Raw genomic sequence first — 22,316 nt, forward strand, 5'->3', positions numbered from 1 at the left:
TCGTCACAGGGCTGGGATTCATCGCCGCGGGAGCGCACGCTTACGGGAGAGGGCGTCCACTCCGGCCGCCAAGAGCAGCACAAATCCTGTCACAACGAATTTCGTGCCCGCGCTGTAGCCCATCAGCCCCATGCCGTTGTTGATCACGGCGACCACCGCGGCGCCGAGCACCGCGTCCAGCATCCGCCCGCGGCCGCCGAAGAGGCTGGTGCCGCCGATCACCGCCGCGCCGACCGCGGTGAGCAGCACGTCGCTGCCGCCGGTGTTCGGGTCGACGGAGTTGGCGCGCGAGGCCGCGATCAGTCCGCCCACCGCCGCCATCGTCGAACACAGCACGAAGGCGGTGATCTTCACTCGATCCACCGCGATGCCCGCGCGCCGGGCGGCCTCCGCGTTGCCGCCGACGGCGTAGACGTGCCGCCCGAACGCGGTGCGGTCCAGCACGAACGTCCACAGCAGCAACAGCGCGGCGATCATCGGCACCACGATGGGCATCCCCGTCAGCGAGTGCACCGCGGGATTGCGACTGCGCTCGCCGTTGAGCACCAGCACCGCCGCGCCGGCCACGAGCGCCAGCAGCACGACTCGCACCACGACCACCCGCGCCGTCGTGCCGGTGAGCCCGAGTTTCGTGCGCGCCCGCCACTTCCGGTATTGCACGAGGGCGAAACCCGTGACCAGTGCCGCGTACAGCGCCCAGCCGAGCAAGGGCGGCACGTTCTTGTTCGCGATGGCGACGATCGTCTCGTCGCGGATGGAGATGTTGCGGCCGTTGTCCATGATCTTCAGCGCCACACCCTGCAACGCGAGGAATGCCGCCAGCGTCACCACGAACGACGGGATCCCGATCTTCACCACGACCGTGCCGATCACCAGTCCGATCACCATCCCGGTGAGCAACGAGACCAGCACCGCCGAATACCACGGCCACCCTTCGTCGGTGAGCAGCACCGCGAGCACGGCGGCGCAGACCCCGCTGGTGAACCCGGCCGACAGGTCGATCTCCCCCAGCAGCAGCACGAAGATCAACCCCATCGCGATCACTGCGATCGCCGCGCCCTGGGTGAACAGATTGGCGAAATTGGCCTCGGACATGAAGACCGGGCGCGCCGCCCAGAAGACGGCCGACAGGACGACGAGCGCGATCACCGAGGGCAACGCCCCCATGTCGCCGCCGCGCACGCGGCCGACGTAGTCGCTCATCAGGTCGGTCACCGGCGCCGCCACCGGTCGCCGCTCGGTGGTCACCGCGGTCATCGGGTCGCTCCGCTCGCCTCGAGGCCGAGCGCGCCGCTACGGCCTGCCGTGATCAATTCGACGACCTGCGCGTGCGTCACGTCGGAGGTTCGTACCTGGGCGGCCATCCGGCCGAGATAGAGCGCGGCGATCCGGTCGGACACCGCGAAGACGTCGTTCATGTTGTGCGAGATCAGCACCACCGCCAGGCCCTGGTCGGCGAGCTTGCGGACCAGTTCGAGCACCTGCTGGGTCTGCGCGACGCCCAGCGCGGCCGTCGGCTCGTCCAGGATCACCACTTTGCTGTTCCACAGCACGGCTTTCGCGATGGCCACCGTCTGGCGCTGGCCGCCGGACAGGCTGGCGACCTGCTGCCGGACCGACTTGACGGTGCGCACCGACAGGCTCGCCAACGTCTTCTCGGCCAGTTCCTCCATCGCGTACTCGTCGAGCACGAGACCGCGCTTGCGCTCCCGGCCGAGGAACATGTTCTGGACGATGTCGAGGTTGTCGCACAGCGCGAGGTCCTGGTAGACGATCTCGATGCCCAGCGCCGCCGCGTCGCGCGGGCTGTGCACCTGCACCGGCGCGCCCTCGAAGAGGAACTCGCCCGCATCGATCGGATGGGTACCGCCGATGCATTTGACCAGCGTGGACTTGCCCGCGCCGTTGTCGCCGACAAGTGCGGTCACTTCGCCGGGGAAGGCGCTGAAGGTGACCTCGTGCAGGACGTGGACCGGACCGAAACTTTTCTCTAATCCGCGTAATTCGATGACCGGCAGTTCGGACATGGGGTGGCTCCTCCGAAGAATGGAGCCCCTTCCGCAATCCCCTCATCGAACCGCGGAAGGGGCGTGCGATATCAGATCCCGTTGTCCGCGCAGAGTTTCGCGAACTCGCCGGTGCACAACTCGGTCTTGGTGACATAGCCGTCGGCCACCACGTCCTTGACGTTGCGCGGGTAGATGGCCTTCGGTTCCAGCAGCACCGACGGCACGTCGGCGTTCGACTCCGGATCGCGCACGGTGCCGTTGGTCGTGCCGGGTTCCCCCTTCACCAGGCCCACCGCCAGTTTCGCGGTCGCTTCGGCCTCTTTCTGGATCGCCTTGTAGACGGTCATGCACTGGTCGCCCGCCAGCACGTTCTGCAGTCCCTGCACCGTGGCGTCCTGCCCGCTGACCGGCACCTGACCGTTGAGCTTCTGCTTCTTCAGCACCGCGATCGCGGCGTTGGCCAATCCGTCGTTGGCCGCGACGACGCCTCCGATATCCGGCCTGCCGGTGAGCATCTGCTCGAAGATGGTGCCCGCTGTCGTGTTGTCCCACTCCGGGACAGCCTGATCGGGGCCCTTGACGTACTGGCCCGCGTCGAATCGTGGCTTCAACACACCGTCGTAGCCGGTCTTCAGCAGGGCGGCGTTGTTGTCGGTCGGTCCGCCGTTCAGGTACGCGACCACCGGGCGCACCGCGTTGCGATCGGTCAGGCACTGCGCGACTCCCGCACCGAGCAAGCTGCCGACCTTCACATTGTCGAAGGAGACGTAATACTGCGCGCCGCCGCCCAAGGTGAGCCGGTCGTAGTCGATCACGGTGACGCCCTGCGACTTCGCCTTCTGGATCACCGCTTTGCCGGTGCCGCTGTCCAGGTTGGTCATCACCAGGACCGAGACGCCGTTGGTGATCATCTGGTCGGCGATGGTCTGGAAGGCGTTCTTGTCGCCCTGGGCGTTCTGGATATCGGCCTTGACGCCAGCGGCTTCGAACGCCTGTTGCAGGTACTTGCGGTCCGCCGTCTCCCAGCGGGCGGAGGTCTTGCTGTCCGGAAGGATCACGCCGATCTGGGTTTTGCCGCCGGAGTCCCCGGAGTCGCCGCACGCGGTGAGCGTGGCGGCCAGGAGCGCGAACGACAGCGCGGCGGCGCTGAGGATGCCCTTACGCATAAGTGGGCCTTTCATCACCGGCCGGGACGATCCCCCGGCCGGTCGGAGTGGAACAAATGTTGTTCACAGCAACATATTGGACTGTGACGCAGCGCACAACAGCTAATTTGTTGTTCCGAATAACAATCTCGACACGCACGCGTTCGCTCGGGTGGACGCCACTCCGGCCGGATCGGCAAGGGACACAGGAGGGCTCGTGAACAGGGAGGTCGGCCGTCGCGCCAGGACGCGCCCGCGGATGCTTCGAGATGCCGCCCACGCCGCGCGGACGGTCGGACACGCGAAAGCGTGGCCTACGCGCGAAACCGACCACCGAGGAACAGGCGCATGGCGGGGCTTCGGCACAGTACCCTTGGCGGTGAATCATGGCGCGGTAGCGACAGACTGGGATCCGGGAGGGGAACAGTGGATACGCTCAGGCTCGACCCGGCGGCGGTGGCCGCCTACACCGCGATCGCGGACGCGGTGTCCGAACAATTGGCGTCGGCGGCCACGGTCGCCTCCAGCGCGGTGGATCCGGAACGACTGGCCGCCGATCTCGGCGTCGTCGGCGCGGAATTCGCGGCGCGCTTCTCCGCGGCCGTGTCCGAACACGCCGAAGCGTTGTCGACGGCCGGACAGCTGGTCAGCGCATACGGCCGAGTGCTGCGCGGTTACAGCGAGAACGCGCAGGATGTCGACGCCGCGACGGCGAGCGCGATCACGCGGTCCGGAGAGGCACCGGCATGAGAAGCCTGATGGGACTGCGCAAACGCACCCACACCACCCAGCCCGCCGCCGAGACCACCAGGCCGGTGAGCACCGAACCTGGCGTCGATCCGCCGATCGTCGCCGCGCTGGTCAAGCCACTGCTGACGCTGCGCTCCGCACTCGGCACCGGTGTCGGCGTGCCGAGCGCGGCCGCGACCGGGGCGCTCTCGGCCGCATCCGCCCAGGCGGCCGACACCGAAGGCCCGCACCGCGAAGGGCTGCACGCCCTGGAATCGACCTGGGCCTCCCAGGCCGCCGACAGCGCGGTGCCCGCGATGCGCACCACGCAGACCCAGATCGGCGACATCTCCGACCGAGGTCCGGCCTACCTGTCCGTTCTCGCCGACGCGCACGCCACCTCCGGGCGCGCGGCGCGGCGCGTCGACCAGATCATCGCCGACTTCCGGCGCGACGCGCGGGAGATCCTGGACAACGCGACCTCCGCACCGGAGACCGACGCCGTCATCACCCGCGCCACCCAGGCGCTGCGCGACGCGCTCACCACCGTGACGGCCGCGCGCACCGAAATGGATGACCACACCAGGAAACTCGACGAGATGGGACCGCTCACGGTCACCACGCCGTCCGGCGTCAGCCAGGGGCAAGCCGTCTATCCCGGTAGCACCGGGCAAGTCGTGCCCGGCACCACGACACCCGCCACCACACAGCCCATGGACCCGGCCATGGTCGCGCAACTGCAATTGCAGCAGCAGCTCATCTCCGCGGGGGTGGACCTCGGCACCACGGCCATCAACGCGGGCGTCGACATCGGGACGCACATCATCGACAAGATCGCCGAAGTCGGCATCCACGGCATCGACACCGTCGCCGCGGCCGCGGACAAGGCGATCCCGGAGCTGATCAACCCGGGCTCCACCACCAACTCCGGCACGACCGGCGACGACTCGAAGAATTCCTCGAAGTTGTTCGACTTCGGTGGATCGCCGGAGCACAAGTCGTCGACCAGCGGCCCGGGTTCGCTGATCCCGCCCGGCAATTCGTCGCCCGCCGCGCGAGCGGATGCGCCGAAACCGGAGAGCAGGCCCGCGCCCGCGGTCGCGCCGCCCGCCGTCGACTCCGCGCCACCCGCGCCCGCGACCAGCCCGGACCATCCCGCTCATCCCGGCCCGACCGGCGGCATGGTGGTACCGCCCGCTCCGCCGCCGGGCGGCGAAGACCAGGAGCACAAGCCGCGCGACGGACAACTCGGCGTGACCATCCCGTCCGCCGTGACAGCGGTCGTACCGGTGCTGGGCGAATTCGACGATGACGCCCCCTGACCGGGAGCATCCCAGTCAGGGCGCGAGCCAGGCCAATCCGTTCGACACGGGTCTGCCGATGCTGCGCATTCCGGCAGGCAAGCCGTCCAAACGACGTCGTTCACCCGGTCGGCGCAAACAGGTTCGTCGTCGTGAGCCGCAGTACGAGGCGCCGGAGCCACCGCGCCCGCCGGAGCGGCAAGACACCCGGCCGCGCCTCGGCGAGTGGGAGCAATGGCTCGAACCCGCGCCCGCCGCGGTGCGACCGCCGCAACCCGTTGCCCCGCAGCAGCGCGGCGCACCCACCGAGCCGGTGCGGGCCGAGCCCGAGGACGGCCACGTCACGGCGCCCGCCATCGTCAACCGATCCGGCATTCATCCCGGCACCCCGGTGCGCCACCCGCGGCGCACCGAACAGCAACGCGGCAACCGCTCGCTGACGGTCTTGATCGTGCTCGCCATCGTGATCGCCACCGTCTCGATCGGCCTGGCCATGATCTATGGCTCCGAGGCGAATTCGCGCACAGCGGCGGCGACATCACCGCCGCGCGCGGCCGGACCCGCGCCGACCACCTCGACGTCCACCTCACGGGTCAGGCCGCCGTGGGCCATCGCCACGCCGGGATGCGAGCAGAAACGCACCGCCGACGTCGTCTCCGGCACCGATCCGGGCGGCACCGGCAACGGCCCCGACGCCATCTTCGCCTTCGAGTACGCCTACTACGCCGAACGATCCGGGTACCGGGCTCGCGCGGTGGTCGCCCCCGACGCGGCGGTATCGCCCGCCGATCAGATCCAGCGCGGCATCAACCAGGTGCCTGCGGGCACCCGATACTGCGTGCAGATTTCCCGGGCCGGGGACGGACCCGACGGCCAGGCACGGTGGGAAGTCCGCTTGACGCAGCAGTTCCCCGGCGAGGAGGCGAACACCTTCACGCAGTTCATCACGACCCGTACCGGCACGGATCAAACGCTGATCACCGGAATCACGGCAGGCTGACGCTTCCGTTCGGCCACGACCGGGAACGGCGCCGCCCCAGCTCCGCTCAGTGCGGCGTCAGCTTGACGACGGGAATCACCCGGTCGGTCTTCTCCTGGTATTCGGCGAAGCCGGGCATCACCTCGACCATGGCGGCGTAGAGACGGTCGCGCTCCGCGCCTTCGGTGACCGGAGTCGCGGTCGCCGCCAGGGTCTCGGTGCCGATCTCGAGCGTGACCTCCGGGTTCGCCCGGACGTTGTGGAACCAGTCGGGATTGGTCGGAGCGCCCGCTTTGGAGGCGATCACCACGATGTCGTCGCCGTCGCGAACGAACGCGAGCGGATTGGTGCGCGGGCGACCCGACTTCGCGCCGGTGCTGGTCAGCAACAGCAATTCGCGACCGGCGAAGGGGCCGCCGACCTTGCCTTGGTTGGCGCGAAATTCCTCGATGATCTGGGTGTTCCAGTCGCCTGCCATGGCTTGTCTCTCCTGGGAGTCGGGTGCGCCGGTTCGTCCGCGAGCCTACCCAGATCTGCCCGCCGGGGCCGGACTAACGTCCACCCAACAGCGGTAGAGGGCACGATGGCGGGGTGCGGGTACTTGTTGTCGAGGACGAGAGATTGCTGGCCGACGCGATCGCCGACGGGTTGCGCAGGCATGCCATGGCGGTCGACGTGGTGTACGACGGCACCGCGGCGCTGGAACGTACCGGCGTGCACGACTATGACGTGGTGGTACTCGACCGGGATCTGCCCGGCGTCTCCGGCGACGAGGTGTGCGGCACGCTGATCGAGTCCGGCGGCTCGGCCCGGATCCTGATGCTGACGGCCGCGAGCGCGGTGGCGGAGCGGGTAGCCGGTCTGGGGCTTGGCGCCGACGACTATCTGACCAAGCCGTTCGCCTTCGCCGAGCTGGTCGCCCGGATCCAGGCGCTCGGGCGGCGGGCACGCAGCGCCGCTCCCCCGGTGCTGGAGCGGTCCGGCATCCGGCTCGACCAGCACCGGTTCGCCGTCACCAGGAACGGTGAACCGGTCACCCTGTCGCGCAAGGAGTTCGCGGTGCTGGCCGAACTGCTGCGCGCGGACGGCGGCGTCGTCTCGGCCGAGCAGCTGCTGGAGAAGGCATGGGACGAGCACATCGACCCGTTCACCGGCGTGGTGCGGTACACGATCATGAACGTGCGGCGGAAGCTGGGCGACCCGCGGCTGATCGAGACCGAGCCCGGCGTTGGATACCGGATCCGATGAACGGGCGCACGATCCGGCTGCGGCTCACGCTGCTGTACGCGACGGCGTTCTTCCTGGCCGGCGCGGTACTGATCGCGTTGATGTACTTCTACCTGAATCAGTCGCTGGAGCGACGGCCCGGCGGCGGTGCGCAGCAAGTGGTGCGGGAGTATCTCCTCGAGCGGGCGGAGCGCAACCGTGCTCCGGTGTCCGCGGAACTGTTCAAGGCGCTCGGCGAGCAAGCCCAGCGGAATCGGCGGGATACTTTGCGCGCCATGCTGGTGTGGTCGCTGGTTTCTTTGGGCGCGGTGGGGATCGCCGCGGGTGGATTCGGCTGGTTGCTGGCCGGACGTGCCCTGCATCCCTTGCAGCGGATCACCGCGACCGCGCGGCGCGTGGCCGACACCAGCCTGCACGAGCGCATCGCCCTCGACGGTCCGCAGGACGAGATCAAGGATCTGGCCGACACCTTCGACGCGATGCTGGAGCGCCTGGACCGGGCGTTCGACGGACAGCGCCGATTCGTGGCGAACGCCTCCCACGAACTGCGCACACCGCTGACCATCAACCGGACCCTGATCGAGGTGGCGTTGGAAGACCCCGAGGTTCCCGAGTCCACCCGCAGGCTCGGCGCCACGCTCCTCGAGGTCAACCGCCGTCACGAACGGCTCATCGACGGCCTCCTGGTGCTGGCCACCAGCGAACAGCGGCTGACCGAACACCGCAGCGCCGACCTCGCCGACCTCGCCGCCGATGCGGTCGGAACCAGAGCCGAACGGCCAGGGGCCGAGATCACCGCCGATCTCGAAACCGCGCCCGTGCAGGGAGATCCGCTCTTGCTGGAACGCCTCGTCCACAATCTGCTCGACAACGCCGTGCGCTACAACCTGCCCGAGAACGGCTGGGTGAGCATCCGGACCAGGACGGCAGGCCAGCGCGCGGTGCTCACCGTGGCGAACAGCGGTCCCCCGGTGCCCGCGTTCGAAGTCGACAGTCTCTTCGAACCGTTCCGCAGACTCGCCACCGCCGAACGCTCGGCCGATTCCGATACCCGCGGCGCCGGGCTCGGCCTGTCGATCGTGCGCTCGGTCGCACAGGCCCACGGCGGCGTCGTTCACGCGACGGCCCGCCCGGAGGGCGGTCTGGCGGTCACCGTCGACCTCCCCCGCGCGCGGGCGTAGCGAGGTGCGGGCGAGTCCGACACCTCGCCCGCAGCGTGCTCAGTAGTTGTGGCAGGTGTCGGCGATGACGCGCAGCTTCTCGCGGTGCTGCTGCGCCTCCGGCGAGTTGCGGCGTTCCTCGAACCTGGCCTTGGCCTCCGGGTGCTTGTCCAGGAATTCCTTGGCGCGCTGCTTGCGCTGCTCGACCGGGAGACTCAGGAGTTCCTGGAGTTTCGCCTTCCGGTCCGGGTGCGCGTCGAGCCGGGCGGCGGCGTCGGGGAACTGAGCATGGACGGCGGCATCGATCTGGGCGAAGTTGCACGTCGTCTCCAGCAGTCCGCCCGGCTGCGGCTGCGCGGAGGCGGTCGCCGGAACCAGCAGCGCGCCCGCGGCGAGCAGACCGCCCAGAGCGAAGGTGGCTCGAACGATTCTCGTCATGTCGGATAACCCTTTCGGTGGGGACGTGGGGCCACCACCTCGTGACCCGGCGTTCAGTCCAGCAGAAGGGGTGTTTGGACGGCGCTAGGTCTTGCCGACCCTCATCACCTACCGTTGGTGTCGCTGTCGTGTACGGATCGGCCGGCCCACTCCGCTGGAGGCGTCTTGCGCACCATCGCTCGTGTACTGCTCGTCCTCGTGGCCCTTGTCTGCGCCGCGGTGTCCACACCGACCGTGGCGCTCGGCGCTCCGGAGGCCGTACGCCTCGACGACGTCACCGCGAGAAAGCTCGACGAATTGCTGTCGCTGCGCGCTCAGGCGCCCGCGGCGGCGAGCAAGGCGGAACTGATCGAGCTGCTGTCGCGCCGGTTCCTCGGCACGCCCTACGGCGCGAACATGCTCGTCGGATCGGCGACCCAGCCCGAACAGCTGGTCATCGACTTGCGCCGGGTGGACTGCTTCACCTTCCTCGATTACGTCGAGGCGCTCACCCGCTCCACCGACCGCGAGCAGTTCACGACGAACCTGATCCGCACGCGCTACGCGGGCGGCCGCGTGGACTTCCAGCAGCGCAAGCACTTCTTCACCGACTGGTCGAACGTCCCCGACGTCGCGGCCACCGACATCACGGCGACGTTGAGCACCGCTGCGGTGACCGTCACCGAACACCTCAACGCGAAAGCCGACGGCGGCACCTATCTTCCGGGGCTGCCCGTGGTCGATCGCGCGATCACCTACATTCCCAGCGCCGCCGTCGGCCAGGACGTCGTGAGCGGGCTGCGCACCGGCGACTACATCGGCGCCTATGCCGACCAACCGGGCCTGGACGTCACCCACGTCGGCATCTTCGTCATGACCGACGCCGGTCCGGTCTTCCGCAACGCGTCCTCGCTCGCGGGCAACGACAAGGTGGTGGACTCGCCCTTCGCCGAGTACGTGCGGTCGACACCGGGCATCGTCGTACTCCGGGCGCGCTGACCCCACTCCTCCGTGACGGGTCAGGCGACAGGCACCGGCCGCCGGACGGCCGATTTCGGCGTCGCGGTGAGCGTCTTGTCCAAGTCGGTGCGCAGCGTGGTCGCCGAGTCGAGCAGGTAGTTCTGGCGCACCTTCCACGGATGACGGCCGCCTTGCCGGGGAAAGTCGCCGATGGAGCGCTGGACGTAACCGGAGGCCAGATCCAGCAGCGGGTGCTCCTCGAGCGTGCCCCGTGGCTCTGGCACCACGGAGGCGTAACCCTTGCGGTCCATGTGGTTGAGCACCTTGCAGACCAGCCGAGAGGTGAGGTCGGCGCGCAACGTCCACGACGCGTTGGTGTACCCGATGCACACGGCGAAGTTGGGGACGCCGGTGAGCATGGCTCCCTGCCAGACGAACTGCTCGGACAAGTCGACCCGCACGCCGTCGACACTGGGCGCGATGCCGCCGAAGGCGAGCAGTCGCAGCCCGGTCGCCGTGATCACGACGTCCGCCTTCAGCACCCGGCCGGACTTCAGCCGGATGCCCTCCGGCACGAAGCTGTCGATGTGATCGGTGACGACCTCGGCCTTGCCCTTCTTCATGGCTTTGAAGAAGTCCGCGTCCGGGACCGCGCACAGACGCTGGTCCCAGGGGTTGTAGCTGGGCGTGAAGTGCTCGGCGACGGCCTGTTCGTCCTTCAGGATGCGCGTGGTGAGGCCGGTGAGCAGCTTGCGCGCCGCCTCCGGCCTGCGACGGCAGTACTGGTAGAAGCCGATGCCGAACAGGATGTTCTTGGTTCGGATCAGCCGATGCGCGGGCCGCGGCGGTAGCAGCTCGCGGATCTTGTCGGCCACTTTGTCCCGCCCCGGGACGGCGCTGATCCAGGTCGGCGAGCGTTGCAGCATCGTCACCAGCTCCGCCTGCTCCGCCATCGCCGGGACCAGGGTGACCGCGGTCGCGCCGCTGCCGATCACGACGACGCGCTTGCCGCGATAGTCGAAGTCCTCGGGCCAGAACTGCGGGTGCACCACCTCGCCGGCGAACGACGCGATGCCGGGGAATTCCGGTGCGTGCGGCTGGTCGTAGTTGTAGTACCCGGCGCAGGCGTAGAGGAAGCCGCAGGTCAGCGTGCGCGTCTCGGTGGAGCCGGTCGCGTCGCGCTGCTCGAGCGTCAGCGTCCAGCGCGCGGCGCCGCTGTCCCAATCGGCCGCGAGGACCTTGGTGCGGAAGCGGATGTGCCGGTCGATGCCGTTCTCGGTCGCGGTCTCGGTGATGTAGCGCAGGATCGACGGACCGTCCGCGATCGACTTGGCGTCCCGCCACGGCTTGAACGGGTAGCCGAGGGTGAACATGTCGGAGTCCGAGCGGATGCCCGGGTAGCGGAACAGGTCCCAGGTGCCGCCCAGCGTGTCGCGGGCCTCGAGGATGGCGTAGGTCTTGCCACGGCACTCGGTCTGCAAGCGGTAGGCAGCGCCGATACCGGATAGTCCCGCGCCGACGATCACGACATCGAGGTGTTCCGGTGCTGTGTCGGTCTGCGTCATGTGTCCAGTGTGCGAGCCTCACGGGGTCGCTATCTTGACTTTGCGCGACAACTATTTGATCCTCGACGACATGTCGGTGATTCGATCCGCAGGGCTGCGCGGTTTCCGCGCGACCGTGGCCGAACTCGGTGGCGACGCGGAGGCGCTGGCCACGGCGTGCGGGCTGCCGGTGGCCGCCTTGGACGCCGACGATCTGCTCGTGCCGGACGAGCGCGTCGCGGCCGTCCTGGAACTGGCCGCGCACCAGCTGCGCTGCCCCGACCTGGGTCTGCGGATCTCCCAGCGGCAGGATCTGGACATGCTCGGCCCGCTGGCGCTGGCCATCCGGAATTCGCCGTCGCTGGCCGACGTGCTCGAGTGCACGGCGCGGTACCTGTTCCTGCACGCGCGGTCGCTGAGCCTGACGCTGGAACCGGACCCCTACGGGGATCGCGGCGTGATCGCGCTGCGCTACAGCGTGCGGCCGGGACTTCCCACCCCCGTCCAGGGCACCGACCTGGGCTTGGCGTTCGTGCATCGCACCATTCAGCGCTTGGTGGGCGACCGATACGGGTTGCGCTCGGTCGAGTTGCCCTATCGGCCCGAGGCCGCGCTCGCCGGTTACGAAGAATTCTTCAGCGCCCCGGTGCGGGTCGAGCGGCCCTTCGCGGCGCTACGTATGCCGCGCAGCCTGGCGGGCAGGCCGCTCACCGGCGGTGACGAGAATCTGCACCGGCTGGCGATGGCCTTCCTCGCGGAGCAGTCCGGTGACGCGGCGGCGGCGCTCGCCCCGCAGGTGCGCGCCGCCGTCCAGCAGCTCCTGGGTACATCCGCGCCCGAGATAGGCGCGGTGGCACGGCTGCTCACGGTGCACCCGCGCACCTTGCAACGACGCCTCGCCGCCGAACACACCTCGTTCGCCGCGATCCTGGACGAGGTCCGCCGGGACGCGGCCCGGCGTTATCTGACCACGACGGATATGCCGATGAGTCAGGTCGCCTCGCTGATCGGGCTGTCGGAACAAGCGACCTTCACCCGATGTGCCCGAAGATGGTGGGGCACAACGCCGACCACCCTGCGCCGCGTGGAATCCGATGGAAGAACACAGCAGCACAACACTTTCGGGTGACAGGCCGACAACGGTCCGGTGTCCGATCCGCCCGTTTCGATAACGGTTGTCCCGGAAAGCCCTCGGCGCATTCCCTCCTCGACGCGGTGTCTTTACCGTCGAAGACGGGGTAGGTGTGCACCGGAAGGGGGACTCCATGAACGCCTGGCTTTCGCGTGTCACGGACACGCTGACCCGCATTCCCGGCCTGACATCGCACCAGCGCACATTTCTCGCCGAGGCGCTGGCCGAACCGGGCCGATACCTGCTCGTCCATCGCGACCCCGTGGACCTGCCCGCCACGCACGCCCATGCGTTGCTGTTCTGCGGGACAGGACTTTTCGCGTTGCGCTTCGCCGAGGGCGTCCCGGCCGAACTCGACGAGATCCACCGCGACGTCGAGGCGCGATTCGGCCGATTGCAGTTCGGGCGCGAGAAGCTGGTCCCCCATGACGTGCAGCTCGTCCTGCTCGTACCCGCCGGAATCGGGGTGCGCGTGGACGGCCGGTTCGCCGTGGCCGGGCCGGGCGAGCTCGATCGGGTGATCCGCGCACGGCAGCGGCACTTGCGACCCACCCGGGTACAGGCCATCGCGAACACCGTCGCCCACCAGTCGGCCCGCGAATACGACTTGCTGGAGTTCGAGGAAGCGGCGCAGGGCGCAGCGGATCCCGCTCTGCTCGATCGGTCGGAGGTGCTTGCGCCGCAGCGGAATACGGCGTTGCAGAGGCCGTTCCAGCACTGGATGACCTTCCTGGATCCCGAACAGGAGATCCTGGTCGCGCGCAACTACACCGGCCCCGCGCGGCTGACCGGCCCTGCGGGCACCGGGAAGACCGTCGTGGCGCTGCACCGAATGGCCAGGCAGGCGCGGCGATCCACCGGCCGTCAGCTGTACACGACGTTCGTGAAGACGCTCGCGAACTGCCAGGAGACCTACTTCCGCAGGCTCGCCCCGGGAACCGAGAGCCGCGTCCAGTTCGCCGGTCTGCACGCCTGGGCCCTGGATTTCCTCGCACAGCGGATCGCCGCGCCGAAACTCGACCCGCACGGAGCCGACCGCGTGTTCAGCCGCGTCTGGGAACGGGCGAGGGCCGACTTCGAGGACATCGAGCCGCGCGCGAGCTATTGGCGGGAGGAGATCGACCGGGTGATCAAGGGGCGCGAGATCGACGACTTGGACGTCTACCAGCGCGCGGACCGATACGGGCGCAACGGTGTTCGTCTCGGCGACGACCGGCGCGCCGACGTGTGGCACAAGCTGTACGTGCCGTACGTCAGCGAGATGCGCGAGCGGGGCATCTCCGACTACAGCGACGTCATCGCCATCGCGCTGGCCGAGATCCGCAACGAACCGCTCCCGGAACCCTATGACGCGGTCGTCGTCGACGAGGTGCAGGACATCACGCTGGCCGGGCTGCGGCTGGCCCACGCCATCGCGGGCGGCAACGGGTCGAGTCCGCTGCTGCTGCTCGGCGACGGCCAGCAGCAGGTGTACGCCGGAGGCTGGCGCATGGCCGAGGCGGGCATCGATCTGCGCGGCCGCGGCGAGATCCTGCGGGTGAACTACCGCAACCGCCGCCGCGTCTGGGAGAACGCCGCGGGCATCGATGCGGTGAACGAGCTCGGCGATTTCGACGACGCGCCCGGCGTGCCGCTGCGCGATGCCGACGTCACCCTGCCCGACGGCGTGGTGCGGATCTGGCGTGGACCGGATCAGTACCTGGAGGCCGCGCTGGTCGACGGTATTCGCGGATGCGGAAAGCCGTTGTCGGATATCGCAGTACTCACCCGGACGCGGCACGAGGCCGGGCGGCTCGCCGGGGCGCTGGAGGCCGTCGGCATCGCGACACTGCCCCTGGAGGACTACGACGGAACACCGCGGGCGGCGGTCAAGGTCGGCGCGGTGCATCGCGCCAAGGGGCTCGATTTCGCGGCGGTCTTCCATCCGACCTGGCCCGCGGGCGCGGACTCACGCACCGGCGCGGGACGCGAACGAGCCGAACTCGCCGAACGGCAGAAGCTCGTCGCGATCACCAGGGCGCGGGATTACGCCTGGATCGGAATTCGAGACGACCGGCCGGAGATCCAGCGCGGCCGATAGCGCTCCACGACCGATCCGACTCCCGGCAAGAAGTACCGCGCACGTGCGAGTATCGCGACCTTCGTTCACCCGAGGACCGGGGCGAATCCGAACGCGGTGACCAGATCCGGGTCGCCGAACGCGGTGATCCGGATGATCGAGTCCGTGGTCGTGGTGAGCACCGCGACGCCGAAAGCGCGGTAGACGCAATCCGATTGCCGGTGATAGGCGACCGCGGCGAGCTGCCCGTTCGCCGCGGCCGGGAACAGCAACCACGCGCCGGGAGCGCCGAGGACGTGCTCGGCCAGGTAGGCGACGCACGTCCGCTTACCCGAGAACCAGGTGGCCGACGGCGGCATCTCCAGCACGGCGTCCCGGTGCAGCAGTCGTTCGATGGCGGCCGGGTCGGCGCGTCGGAAGGCCGTCAGATACTCCTCGAGCAGCGCGCGCTGCCCCGGCTCGCTCGGCGGCACCGCCTGCTCGGCCGCCGCCGATACCTCCGTCAACCGGGCTCGCGCGCGCTGCAATGTGCTCTTCACCGCCGCGGTGCTGGTTTCGAGCACTCCGGCGACTTCGGCCGCGGGCATACCGAGCACGTCGCGCAGCAACAGCACCGCACGCTGCCTGCCGTTCAGGTGTTGCAGGCATGCGATCAGCGCCAGGCGCAGGCTGTCGCGAGCCACCGCGACACCCGCCGGGTCCGCCGAGTCCGGCGTCACCAGGGTGTCCGGCAGCGGCTCGAGCCACCGTACGCCCGCCGCGGCCACGGGCCGCGCCGACGGGTCCGTGCCCGCAGCGCCGAGACCGGACGGCAGCACGCGCCGACCGTGGTGCTCGAGCGCGGTCAGGCACGCGTTCGTGGCGATCCGGTAGAGCCAGGTCCGCACCGAGGAGCGGCCCTCGAAGGCGCCGAACGAACGCCAAGCCCGCAAATAGGTCTCCTGCACCACGTCTTCGGCGTCGTGGATCGAGCCGAGCATGCGATAGCAGTGCGCGAGCAGTTCCCGGCGATACGGCTGAGTACGGCGAGTGAATTCGGCGTCCGGTAGCGCACTGGTCGAGGTCATCCGCGGGTCCTTTCCCGGTTCACGAAGCGTGAGCCGTCGCAGATATGGACCGGGCGGGACTCGAAAAAGAATCGCTCTCGGCGATTCCTTCCGATCGCGGCGGAAGTCCGCATTACGGGAATCACCGTGATTCCGCACCGACCGAGGAGACTTCCGATGCAACTCGATGACATCGTGCGCACCTTGATCGACAGCCCGCACGCCGCCGTACTGGCCACCGCGAACGCGGACGGCCGCCCGCAGTCCTCGGTGATCTTCGTCGACCACGACGGCGACACCCTGCTGTTCAGCACGATCGAAGGACGCCTGAAGACCCGCAACATGCGGCGCGATCCGCGGGTGAGCCTGCTGGTGCTCAGCCGCGCCAACGGCCGCTACGCGGAGGTGCGCGGCCGGGTGGAGCTCACCGACGACCCGGACAAGACCCTGCTCACCGCGATGTACGCCAAGTACATGGGCGGCGCGACGCCGCCACCGGAACCGGAGGCGCGGCGGGTGATCGTGCGGATCGTGCCGGAGCGCGTCTACGTCTTCCCGCCCGCTTGAATCGTCACTGGGAAGGCGCGATTCGGCCGCTAGACTCTCCGGACGACTGGGAAGGGGGCCGCATGGACGCGGTTATCAAGGAGGTCGCCGAGGAGGGCAAGCGGCTGATCGACCGGGCTTGGCTCGGCGAGCTCAGCCGCGACCAGGCCGTGCACATGTTCGTCCAGGTCGGCGACGGCATGGTGCGCTACGAGACGGCGCTGACCATCATCGACGACGGTGTGCAACGGCTGGCCGCCAACGCCAGGCGGCTGCGGATCCTGCGCTGGTGCGCCGTGCTGGAGTTTCCGGTGTTCGGCGCGTTCGCCGTACTGGCGGTTCTGGTCGGGGATTTCACCACCGCCGGACTCTCGGTGCTGTTCCTGCTGATTCTCCAGATCATCCACCGCACGATGCCGCCGCATCCGTTGGCGGTTCCCCGCCAACCCCGCGCTTAACCGTTCGAGCTGTCGCGATTCCCGCCCGCGTCACACGGTGGTGATTAGGGTGCGTTTCATGGATCGCACGACCGACGCCTCCGGCGCACATCCGCACGAACCGCACGGCAACGGCTTCGCGTCCAAACTCAACTGGCTGCGCGCCGGTGTGCTCGGCGCGAACGACGGCATCGTGTCCACCGCGGGTCTGGTCGTCGGCGTCGCGGCGGCCACCACCGATACACCGGCCTTGTTCACCGCGGGCATCGCGGGTCTGACGGCTGGCGCGATCTCCATGGCGGTGGGCGAATACGTCTCGGTCAGCACTCAGCGCGATTCCGAGCGGGCTCTGCTGGCGAAAGAGCGCAGGGAGCTGCGCGACGAGCCGGACTACGAGCTGATCGAGCTCACCGGGATCTACCAGGCAAAAGGGCTGACGCCCGAAACGGCGCGCAAGGTCGCCGAGGAACTCACCGCGCACGACGCCTTCACCGCGCACGCGGAGGCCGAACTGGGCCTGAATCCCGCCGAGCTGACCAACCCCTGGCTGGCGGCGTTCTCCTCGGCGGTGGCCTTCACCCTCGGCGCGCTGCTGCCGTTGCTGGCCATCCTCCTGCCGCCGGTCGACGCGCGTATTCCGGTGACGTTCGCGGCCGTGCTCGCCGCGCTCGCGCTCACCGGGTCGGTCAGCGCCCGGTTGGGGGGAAGTGCCCGTGGCCGGGCGGTGGTCCGGGTGGTGCTCGGCGGCGCGCTGGCGATGGCCGTCACCTACGGCATCGGACAACTCGCCGGAATCGCCGGAGTCTGACGCGCACGCGAGAATTCGAACTTTTCCTTCGCGAGAACACGACAATGCCGGGCGGAGGCCATCGGCCTTCGCCCGGCACCGGTCGAGCGGTGCGCGGTCAGCGCTTGAACGCGTCCCGCACCTTGTCCGCGGCGCGTTTCAGATTGCCGCGGGCCTGCTCCCGCCGCCCCTCGGCCTCCAGCCGGGAGTTGCCGGTCGCACGGCCGACGAATTTCTTCACGCTGCCCCTGGTCGCTTGCACTTGATGCGCGAGGCGATCTTCGAACTTCATGCGGAATCCCTAGTAGTACCAGCGGCGGCCACCCACCGGACGGCCCACCGAACCGGCCACCAGCAGCACGAGCCCGATGATCAGCACGATGATGCCCGCCGTGGTGAGCAGCCCGATTCCGAGCAGCCAACCCAAGACCAGGAGGATGAGGCCGAGAATGATCATTGTCGTATTCCTTTTCTTCTCAATTATTTCGCGGTCACGGGTTTCGAGGTCGATACCGTGGCGCCGCGATCGGTGCGGGCAGTACCCGAACCGCCTGTGCGCAACCACCGCCGCCAAGCCGGCTCCTGCGAGGTGCGTTCCACCGGCGCGGTAGTGCCTGCGGCCAGATCGCGCCGCACCGCCGCCATCTCGCGACGGGACTGTGCGAGTTCACGACGCGCGGCCACGCCGCGGCGGGTGACCCGCCAGGCGCCGGATAGGACGAGGGCCAGTCCGAACGCCCCGATCGCACCGAGCGTTACTCCGTAACCGAACAGTGCTCCGGTGGAACCGTGGAAGTGATAGTCGAATACCGCGAAATCGCTCGTCAGTTGCTGAGCGGGGCCGGTGTTGCCCACTACCGCGGCCACTCCGATAATCACGGCCGCGATCAAGGCGATGAGCCCGATGATGATGATCATGGCAATCCCTGTTGCGTCGAGTCGTTTGACAACCCGGCTATTCCCGGGGTCTCCACGATCAAACGGGACGGAAAGGAAAGTTTGAGCGAGCGCGATCGGTCAATGCGAATTACATGACGTACACGGTTACTCTGCACAACGTTACCCGCGAGTCCGCGTCCGCGATCGAATCGTCACTGCGCGGCGTCAACGGTATCGATTCCGTCGACATCGACGTGGCCTCGGAGCGCGCGCTCGTGAACTCGACCACGCTGACCTACGGTGAAGTCCTCGACGCGATCCGGCAGACCGGAGCCGCCGCCTCCTGATCGGCGCGCAGCACGCACCGGCAGCCCTCGGCAGCCACCGTCCCCAGGACACAGTGCGGGATGATGGGCGAGTGACGGATGTGTTCGACTCCGACTTCGCCCGTAACCCGTGGCCCACGCTCGAGCGACTGCGCATCGAAGGGGGCGTTCACCGCGTTCGCACGCCCGATGGGCCACCGGCCTGGCTGGTGACGCGATACCGCGACGTACGGGCCGGGCTGCTGGATGAGCGGCTCTCCACTCGGGTCCGGTATGCCCAGGGAGACGACTACCGGGGCTTCTCGGTGCCGCCACCGCTGGACGCGATGCTCAGTGCCGCGCCGGCCGACCATGCACGCCTGCGCGGTCTGGTGACCTCCGAGTTGTCGCCACGCCGATTGGCCGAGTGGACCGACCGCGCGCCCCGCTTGGTGGATTCGCTGCTGCACGAGGATGATTCGGGCGAGACCGTCGATCTCGTCGAGCGTCTTGCCGTGCCGCTTCCCGCCGCCGTGCTGGGCGAACTACTCGGCCTCGACGACCACACTGCCGAACGCCTTCGCGGCTGGGCGAATTCGACGCTACTGCCGTCGGCCGCACCACCGCGCGCCCGCGACACCCTGGCCACCATGCTCGCGATCATCGCGGACGCCACCGCGCGGGCACCGCGCTCCGACACCGCGCTGGGGCGCTGGGTAGGCGCACACCGGGCCTGCGGGTCGCCGACCGGTGCTGAGCTGACCGGGCTGCTGTTCTACCTGCTGTTCGTCTGGTATGAAGTGCTCGCCGATCTGATCGCCGGTTCGGTGCTCACCTTGCTCGGCAGTCCGGGCCTGCGGCAGACGTGGTACGCCCTGGGCGACAAGCGATCAGCCGTGGACGAGCTGCTGCGGCACCTCTCCCCGCAGGTGCTGGCCGGACCGCGCTTCGCGACCACCGACCTGGTCATCGGCGACACGACGATCGCCGCGGGACAGACGGTACTGCTGTGCCTGGCATCGGCCAACCACGATCCCGAAATCTTCCCGCGCCCAGCGGTACCGGACCTCGCCAGGGACCGCGCGGACCAGCTCGCGCTCGGCTACGGCATGCACGCCTGCTTGGGGAACGCGCTGGTACACACCCTCACCGCGGCCGCTCTCGAGCACGTCCTCACGCGATGGCCGGATGCGGCGCTCGCGGTGGACGAACGAGAGATCGCCTGGCGCTCCGGTTTCCGCCATCGCGGACCACTGACACTACCGGTGCGGCTCTGATGAAATGGGGCGAGCGACGATGATCGCCCCACCTGCTACCGCTCTGGGATGCCGGGCCTCTCGTGGCCGACGCCCCTTCGAGGGCGACCACACCGGCATGTGCTGGCGGAGCAGGGACGAGTATGATCTACGCCACAGGCCCTGTCAACCACAGGAGACACGCTGATATGGGGGACGGCTTACACCCGTTTACACGGGCTCTCAACACGCTCATCAACGGAATACACCCGCCCGCAGGCAAAGACGGGCGACCGCAGGAGATCACCCACCGGGCGCTCGCCGAAGACATCCACCGCACCACCGGAACGCGCCTGTCCGCCAACTACCTCTGGAAGCTGCGCACCGGGCAGGCAGTGAACCCGTCCTACGAGACGCTGGAGGTGTTGCGCGGCTACTTCGGGCTCGACAGCCTGGATCCGTTCACCGACCCGCGACTGGCGGCAGCGCGCGGCAGCGAATTGGCATTGATCAACGCGCTCAAAGGAAATGCCGAACACGAGGTACTCGAACTGGTGCTGCGCGACGGGCTGCAACAGGGTACGGTCCGCGCTGAATCGGTGCTGGCGATGCTGGACATCCTGCGACGCATCGAGAACGAGCACAACGGGTGAGCGATGCGGATCGCGGCTTGGAGCAAGGACGGAGGTGACCAGCCGGTGCTGGATCGTCGCTGGCTGCGCCGGGAGCTGCGCGCCATGGGACTGACCGGCCGGTTCACCGTCGGCGAGCTGGCCGAGGCCGTCGCCGAGCGGCGCGCCCGTCCCCTGCGGCTGCGCCCGGAGAGCTTCCCGGTCACCGGCCTCACCGGCGGCCTGCTGGTCACCGACGCGATCGATTTCATCGCCTATCAGCGCAACACCTCCAAGATGCATCAGGATCACATCGTCTGTCACGAACTCGGCCATCTGCTCGCCGGCCACCGCACCGTCGACGTGCGCGGCGCGGAAGCCGTGCGGCTGCTCGCGCCGAACATCGACCCCGCGGTCGTGCGGCGCATGCTCGGGCGCACCAGCTACGCGCAGCCGCAGGAACGCGAGGCCGAACACCTCGCGAATATGCTGATGACGCACCACATCACGCAGTGGACGGCACGGGAGGAGTGGGTCCTGCCCGATTCCGCGCCGGTCGCCGCGCGCCGACTGCTGGACGCGCTGGGGCCGGGGCAGAGCTGAGCATGTGGTTCGCGCTGGTGTACGGCGGCGTGGGCGTCTTCGCCTTCGCGGCGTTCCTGTGGCGAACCGGTCTGGCCCTGCGCAACCCGGGCAACCCCGCGCGCTGGGCGGTCGCGTTCGCCATCCTCACGGCGGGCATCGGGTTCGAAGCGGCTGTGCCGCGCACCTATACCTGGATCGATGACGTCTCCGGCGTGCCCAACCTGGCGTCTCTGGTGGTGTACGGGGCCATCGCGGGCGCGGTGCTCGCCCAAGTGGTCTGGACGGGGTTCATGGTGGCGGAGCGGGAACCGGACGCGAGCGCGGCACGGCGCGTGCTCGTCCCGCCGGTGCTCGTGCCCGTCGTGCTGGCGGCGCTGTTCACGGCGGCGCCGGTGCACGACGAGAGTCATCCCACCGACTTCGACGACCACTACGCGAAAGTCCCGCTGGCGGTGGCGTTCCTCGGCGTCTACCTCACCGTCTACTCGGCGGCGCTGATCCGCATCATCGTGTTGTGCCGCCGGTGGATGGGCGAGGTCGATCGAATCTGGTTGCGCCGCGGCCTGCGGCTGCTCGCGCTCGGCAGCGCCGTCGCGCTCGGCTACAGCGTGGGCAAGGTGATCGCGATCGGCGCGGCGTGGGCCGGTATCGATCTGCGTCTCCTCAACACCGATATCGCGCCCGCGTTCGCGAGCCTGGGCGCCACCGTCATGCTGGTCGGCTACCTGTGCCCCTCGTTGGGGCCGTGGCTGCTGCACACCACCGCCCGGCTGCGGGCGCTGCCGCGGCTGCGCCCGTTGTGGCTGGCCCTGCGCGAGGTGGACCCGGAACTGGCGCATCCGCCGGACCGGCGCGGCACGGCGGCCCGAGATCGGGTGTACCGCAGGGTGATCGAGATACGGGACTGGCTGTTGCGGTTGCGACCGCATCTGTCCGCCGAAGCGGTGGCGATCGCCGAGCGCTTGGCGACCGAACTGGCGATCCCGGATCGCAGCAGAGCCGCCGCGATCGAGGCCGCCCGCATCGCCGCGGCGCTACGGGCGCACCGGCTCGGTCTGCCGCCCACCGGCGACAACCAGTCGTTCCGTGAACCGAGTCGACCCACGCTGGCCGCCGAGTCGGCCTGGCTGGTCGAGGTCGCCGTCCAATTCGAGACGGGGCCGTTGGTTTCGGCGACCCTGGCCGAGCTGGATAACACCGGCGATCCGGCGGCCCCGCGCTGA

General features: G+C 69.0%; 26 protein-coding genes. 16 read left to right on the forward strand and 10 right to left on the reverse strand.

Annotation, left to right across the window (positions count from 1 at the left end):
* Nucleotides 1–18 precede the first annotated feature (18 nt).
* From ACL03I_RS18920 to ACL03I_RS18930, 3 genes are all read right to left on the reverse strand, one after another.
* Complete coding sequence (locus ACL03I_RS18920; protein ID WP_364430040.1) at nucleotides 19–1,257, reverse strand: sugar ABC transporter permease; 1,239 nt, start codon at nucleotides 1,255–1,257, stop codon at nucleotides 19–21.
* The gene (locus tag ACL03I_RS18925) at nucleotides 1,254–2,027 is read right to left on the reverse strand and encodes an ATP-binding cassette domain-containing protein (protein WP_355075679.1); all 774 of its coding nucleotides are present in this window, start codon (nucleotides 2,025–2,027) and stop codon (nucleotides 1,254–1,256) included. The genes ACL03I_RS18920 and ACL03I_RS18925 overlap by 4 nt, the downstream gene beginning before the upstream one ends.
* A gap of 71 nt (nucleotides 2,028–2,098) precedes the next feature.
* Nucleotides 2,099–3,175, reverse strand: a complete 1,077-nt coding sequence (locus tag ACL03I_RS18930) for a sugar ABC transporter substrate-binding protein (RefSeq protein ID WP_355075677.1) — start codon at nucleotides 3,173–3,175, stop codon at nucleotides 2,099–2,101.
* 405 nt (nucleotides 3,176–3,580) lie between these two features.
* Between ACL03I_RS18930 and ACL03I_RS18935 the strand changes: the two genes are divergently transcribed.
* Genes ACL03I_RS18935 through ACL03I_RS18945 form a run of 3 tightly spaced genes read left to right on the forward strand, consistent with a single transcriptional unit; the run spans nucleotide 3,581 to nucleotide 6,184 of the window.
* Nucleotides 3,581–3,904 (forward strand): hypothetical protein, encoded by a 324-nt coding sequence (locus tag ACL03I_RS18935; protein ID WP_412806578.1) that lies wholly within the window; start codon nucleotides 3,581–3,583, stop codon nucleotides 3,902–3,904.
* Nucleotides 3,901–5,205, forward strand: a complete 1,305-nt coding sequence (locus tag ACL03I_RS18940) for a hypothetical protein (protein ID WP_412806579.1) — start codon at nucleotides 3,901–3,903, stop codon at nucleotides 5,203–5,205. The genes ACL03I_RS18935 and ACL03I_RS18940 overlap by 4 nt, the downstream gene beginning before the upstream one ends.
* On the forward strand, nucleotides 5,192–6,184 hold the full coding sequence (locus ACL03I_RS18945; RefSeq protein WP_364430051.1) for a hypothetical protein: 993 nt from the start codon (nucleotides 5,192–5,194) through the stop codon (nucleotides 6,182–6,184). The genes ACL03I_RS18940 and ACL03I_RS18945 overlap by 14 nt, the downstream gene beginning before the upstream one ends.
* 46 nt (nucleotides 6,185–6,230) lie before the next feature.
* On the opposite strand, the gene ACL03I_RS18950 is transcribed toward ACL03I_RS18945, so the two are convergent.
* Nucleotides 6,231–6,641: a nitroreductase family deazaflavin-dependent oxidoreductase gene (locus ACL03I_RS18950; protein ID WP_355075669.1), complete on the reverse strand. Its 411-nt coding sequence runs from the start codon at nucleotides 6,639–6,641 to the stop codon at nucleotides 6,231–6,233.
* A 113-nt stretch (nucleotides 6,642–6,754) separates the two neighbouring features.
* Here ACL03I_RS18950 and ACL03I_RS18955 point away from each other — a divergent pair, with 113 nt between their 5' ends.
* Nucleotides 6,755–7,411, forward strand: coding sequence for a response regulator transcription factor (locus ACL03I_RS18955; protein WP_355075668.1), 657 nt, complete (start codon nucleotides 6,755–6,757; stop codon nucleotides 7,409–7,411).
* Nucleotides 7,408–8,571 (forward strand): sensor histidine kinase, encoded by a 1,164-nt coding sequence (locus ACL03I_RS18960; protein ID WP_355075666.1) that lies wholly within the window; start codon nucleotides 7,408–7,410, stop codon nucleotides 8,569–8,571. Before ACL03I_RS18955 ends, ACL03I_RS18960 begins: the two co-directional genes overlap by 4 nt.
* A gap of 39 nt (nucleotides 8,572–8,610) precedes the next feature.
* Here ACL03I_RS18960 and ACL03I_RS18965 read toward each other — a convergent pair whose 3' ends face one another.
* On the reverse strand, nucleotides 8,611–8,988 hold the full coding sequence (locus tag ACL03I_RS18965; RefSeq protein ID WP_355075664.1) for a hemophore-related protein: 378 nt from the start codon (nucleotides 8,986–8,988) through the stop codon (nucleotides 8,611–8,613).
* Nucleotides 8,989–9,153: 165 nt separating this feature from the next.
* On the opposite strand from ACL03I_RS18965, the gene ACL03I_RS18970 reads away from it, so the two are divergent.
* The gene (locus ACL03I_RS18970) at nucleotides 9,154–9,966 is read left to right on the forward strand and encodes a DUF1460 domain-containing protein (protein ID WP_412806580.1); all 813 of its coding nucleotides are present in this window, start codon (nucleotides 9,154–9,156) and stop codon (nucleotides 9,964–9,966) included.
* A gap of 20 nt (nucleotides 9,967–9,986) precedes the next feature.
* Here ACL03I_RS18970 and ACL03I_RS18975 read toward each other — a convergent pair whose 3' ends face one another.
* Nucleotides 9,987–11,492 carry a flavin-containing monooxygenase gene (locus tag ACL03I_RS18975; RefSeq protein WP_412806581.1) on the reverse strand — a complete coding sequence of 502 codons (1,506 nt, stop codon included), beginning with the start codon at nucleotides 11,490–11,492 and terminating at the stop codon, nucleotides 9,987–9,989.
* Between the two features lie 34 nt (nucleotides 11,493–11,526).
* Between ACL03I_RS18975 and ACL03I_RS18980 the strand changes: the two genes are divergently transcribed.
* Nucleotides 11,527–12,600, forward strand: coding sequence for an AraC family transcriptional regulator (locus tag ACL03I_RS18980; RefSeq protein ID WP_356966943.1), 1,074 nt, complete (start codon nucleotides 11,527–11,529; stop codon nucleotides 12,598–12,600).
* Between the two features lie 136 nt (nucleotides 12,601–12,736).
* On the forward strand, nucleotides 12,737–14,683 hold the full coding sequence (locus ACL03I_RS18985; RefSeq protein WP_412806582.1) for a UvrD-helicase domain-containing protein: 1,947 nt from the start codon (nucleotides 12,737–12,739) through the stop codon (nucleotides 14,681–14,683).
* Between the two features lie 65 nt (nucleotides 14,684–14,748).
* On the opposite strand, the gene ACL03I_RS18990 is transcribed toward ACL03I_RS18985, so the two are convergent.
* Entirely contained in the window at nucleotides 14,749–15,729 is a 981-nt protein-coding gene (locus tag ACL03I_RS18990; RefSeq protein ID WP_412806583.1) for a sigma-70 family RNA polymerase sigma factor, read from the reverse strand.
* A 156-nt stretch (nucleotides 15,730–15,885) separates the two neighbouring features.
* Between ACL03I_RS18990 and ACL03I_RS18995 the strand changes: the two genes are divergently transcribed.
* From ACL03I_RS18995 to ACL03I_RS19005, 3 genes are all read left to right on the forward strand, one after another.
* A complete protein-coding gene (locus ACL03I_RS18995; protein WP_412806584.1) occupies nucleotides 15,886–16,275 on the forward strand; it encodes a PPOX class F420-dependent oxidoreductase in 390 nt (129 codons plus the stop codon).
* 62 nt (nucleotides 16,276–16,337) lie between these two features.
* Nucleotides 16,338–16,712 (forward strand): hypothetical protein, encoded by a 375-nt coding sequence (locus ACL03I_RS19000; protein ID WP_379254129.1) that lies wholly within the window; start codon nucleotides 16,338–16,340, stop codon nucleotides 16,710–16,712.
* Nucleotides 16,713–16,770: 58 nt separating this feature from the next.
* Complete coding sequence (locus ACL03I_RS19005) at nucleotides 16,771–17,499, forward strand: VIT1/CCC1 transporter family protein (RefSeq protein ID WP_355075648.1); 729 nt, start codon at nucleotides 16,771–16,773, stop codon at nucleotides 17,497–17,499.
* A gap of 97 nt (nucleotides 17,500–17,596) precedes the next feature.
* On the opposite strand, the gene ACL03I_RS19010 is transcribed toward ACL03I_RS19005, so the two are convergent.
* From ACL03I_RS19010 to ACL03I_RS19020, 3 genes are read right to left on the reverse strand one after another with little or no spacing between them, the layout of a single operon-like run.
* Nucleotides 17,597–17,770 carry a CsbD family protein gene (locus ACL03I_RS19010; protein WP_355075646.1) on the reverse strand — a complete coding sequence of 58 codons (174 nt, stop codon included), beginning with the start codon at nucleotides 17,768–17,770 and terminating at the stop codon, nucleotides 17,597–17,599.
* A 9-nt stretch (nucleotides 17,771–17,779) separates the two neighbouring features.
* Complete coding sequence (locus ACL03I_RS19015; RefSeq protein ID WP_086006372.1) at nucleotides 17,780–17,935, reverse strand: DUF6131 family protein; 156 nt, start codon at nucleotides 17,933–17,935, stop codon at nucleotides 17,780–17,782.
* Nucleotides 17,936–17,958: 23 nt separating this feature from the next.
* Nucleotides 17,959–18,396 (reverse strand): hypothetical protein, encoded by a 438-nt coding sequence (locus tag ACL03I_RS19020; RefSeq protein WP_356966932.1) that lies wholly within the window; start codon nucleotides 18,394–18,396, stop codon nucleotides 17,959–17,961.
* A 113-nt stretch (nucleotides 18,397–18,509) separates the two neighbouring features.
* Here ACL03I_RS19020 and ACL03I_RS19025 point away from each other — a divergent pair, with 113 nt between their 5' ends.
* The 5 genes from ACL03I_RS19025 to ACL03I_RS19045 all read left to right on the forward strand — a co-directional run bounded on the left by ACL03I_RS19025 (nucleotide 18,510) and on the right by ACL03I_RS19045 (nucleotide 22,316).
* The gene (locus ACL03I_RS19025; RefSeq protein ID WP_067802986.1) at nucleotides 18,510–18,704 is read left to right on the forward strand and encodes a heavy-metal-associated domain-containing protein; all 195 of its coding nucleotides are present in this window, start codon (nucleotides 18,510–18,512) and stop codon (nucleotides 18,702–18,704) included.
* Between the two features lie 71 nt (nucleotides 18,705–18,775).
* Complete coding sequence (locus ACL03I_RS19030; protein WP_412806585.1) at nucleotides 18,776–19,939, forward strand: cytochrome P450; 1,164 nt, start codon at nucleotides 18,776–18,778, stop codon at nucleotides 19,937–19,939.
* A 167-nt stretch (nucleotides 19,940–20,106) separates the two neighbouring features.
* Nucleotides 20,107–20,550 (forward strand): hypothetical protein, encoded by a 444-nt coding sequence (locus tag ACL03I_RS19035; RefSeq protein WP_355075641.1) that lies wholly within the window; start codon nucleotides 20,107–20,109, stop codon nucleotides 20,548–20,550.
* A gap of 3 nt (nucleotides 20,551–20,553) precedes the next feature.
* Nucleotides 20,554–21,111 carry a hypothetical protein gene (locus tag ACL03I_RS19040; protein WP_412806586.1) on the forward strand — a complete coding sequence of 186 codons (558 nt, stop codon included), beginning with the start codon at nucleotides 20,554–20,556 and terminating at the stop codon, nucleotides 21,109–21,111.
* A 2-nt stretch (nucleotides 21,112–21,113) separates the two neighbouring features.
* A complete protein-coding gene (locus tag ACL03I_RS19045; RefSeq protein ID WP_412806587.1) occupies nucleotides 21,114–22,316 on the forward strand; it encodes an MAB_1171c family putative transporter in 1,203 nt (400 codons plus the stop codon).

Source organism: Nocardia sichangensis (assembly GCF_047200615.1).
Classification (GTDB): domain Bacteria; phylum Actinomycetota; class Actinomycetes; order Mycobacteriales; family Mycobacteriaceae; genus Nocardia; species Nocardia sichangensis.

Bases quoted from the DNA above. Each gene is read 5' to 3' on its own strand.
- ACL03I_RS18920 (WP_364430040.1), bottom strand. From the start codon at position 1,257: ATGACCGCGGTGACCACCGAGCGGCGACCGGTGGCGGCGCCGGTGACC.
- ACL03I_RS19020 (WP_356966932.1), bottom strand. From the start codon at position 18,396: ATGATCATCATCATCGGGCTCATCGCCTTGATCGCGGCCGTGATTATC.
- ACL03I_RS18960 (WP_355075666.1), top strand. From the start codon at position 7,408: ATGAACGGGCGCACGATCCGGCTGCGGCTCACGCTGCTGTACGCGACG.
- ACL03I_RS18945 (WP_364430051.1), top strand. From the start codon at position 5,192: ATGACGCCCCCTGACCGGGAGCATCCCAGTCAGGGCGCGAGCCAGGCC.
- ACL03I_RS18965 (WP_355075664.1), bottom strand. From the start codon at position 8,988: ATGACGAGAATCGTTCGAGCCACCTTCGCTCTGGGCGGTCTGCTCGCC.
- ACL03I_RS19015 (WP_086006372.1), bottom strand. From the start codon at position 17,935: ATGATCATTCTCGGCCTCATCCTCCTGGTCTTGGGTTGGCTGCTCGGA.
- ACL03I_RS18930 (WP_355075677.1), bottom strand. From the start codon at position 3,175: ATGCGTAAGGGCATCCTCAGCGCCGCCGCGCTGTCGTTCGCGCTCCTG.
- ACL03I_RS18975 (WP_412806581.1), bottom strand. From the start codon at position 11,492: ATGACGCAGACCGACACAGCACCGGAACACCTCGATGTCGTGATCGTC.
- ACL03I_RS18995 (WP_412806584.1), top strand. From the start codon at position 15,886: ATGCAACTCGATGACATCGTGCGCACCTTGATCGACAGCCCGCACGCC.
- ACL03I_RS18940 (WP_412806579.1), top strand. From the start codon at position 3,901: ATGAGAAGCCTGATGGGACTGCGCAAACGCACCCACACCACCCAGCCC.
- ACL03I_RS19035 (WP_355075641.1), top strand. From the start codon at position 20,107: ATGGGGGACGGCTTACACCCGTTTACACGGGCTCTCAACACGCTCATC.
- ACL03I_RS19040 (WP_412806586.1), top strand. From the start codon at position 20,554: ATGCGGATCGCGGCTTGGAGCAAGGACGGAGGTGACCAGCCGGTGCTG.
- ACL03I_RS19000 (WP_379254129.1), top strand. From the start codon at position 16,338: ATGGACGCGGTTATCAAGGAGGTCGCCGAGGAGGGCAAGCGGCTGATC.
- ACL03I_RS19010 (WP_355075646.1), bottom strand. From the start codon at position 17,770: ATGAAGTTCGAAGATCGCCTCGCGCATCAAGTGCAAGCGACCAGGGGC.
- ACL03I_RS18990 (WP_412806583.1), bottom strand. From the start codon at position 15,729: ATGACCTCGACCAGTGCGCTACCGGACGCCGAATTCACTCGCCGTACT.
- ACL03I_RS19025 (WP_067802986.1), top strand. From the start codon at position 18,510: ATGACGTACACGGTTACTCTGCACAACGTTACCCGCGAGTCCGCGTCC.
- ACL03I_RS18985 (WP_412806582.1), top strand. From the start codon at position 12,737: ATGAACGCCTGGCTTTCGCGTGTCACGGACACGCTGACCCGCATTCCC.
- ACL03I_RS19045 (WP_412806587.1), top strand. From the start codon at position 21,114: ATGTGGTTCGCGCTGGTGTACGGCGGCGTGGGCGTCTTCGCCTTCGCG.
- ACL03I_RS18950 (WP_355075669.1), bottom strand. From the start codon at position 6,641: ATGGCAGGCGACTGGAACACCCAGATCATCGAGGAATTTCGCGCCAAC.
- ACL03I_RS19005 (WP_355075648.1), top strand. From the start codon at position 16,771: ATGGATCGCACGACCGACGCCTCCGGCGCACATCCGCACGAACCGCAC.
- ACL03I_RS18925 (WP_355075679.1), bottom strand. From the start codon at position 2,027: ATGTCCGAACTGCCGGTCATCGAATTACGCGGATTAGAGAAAAGTTTC.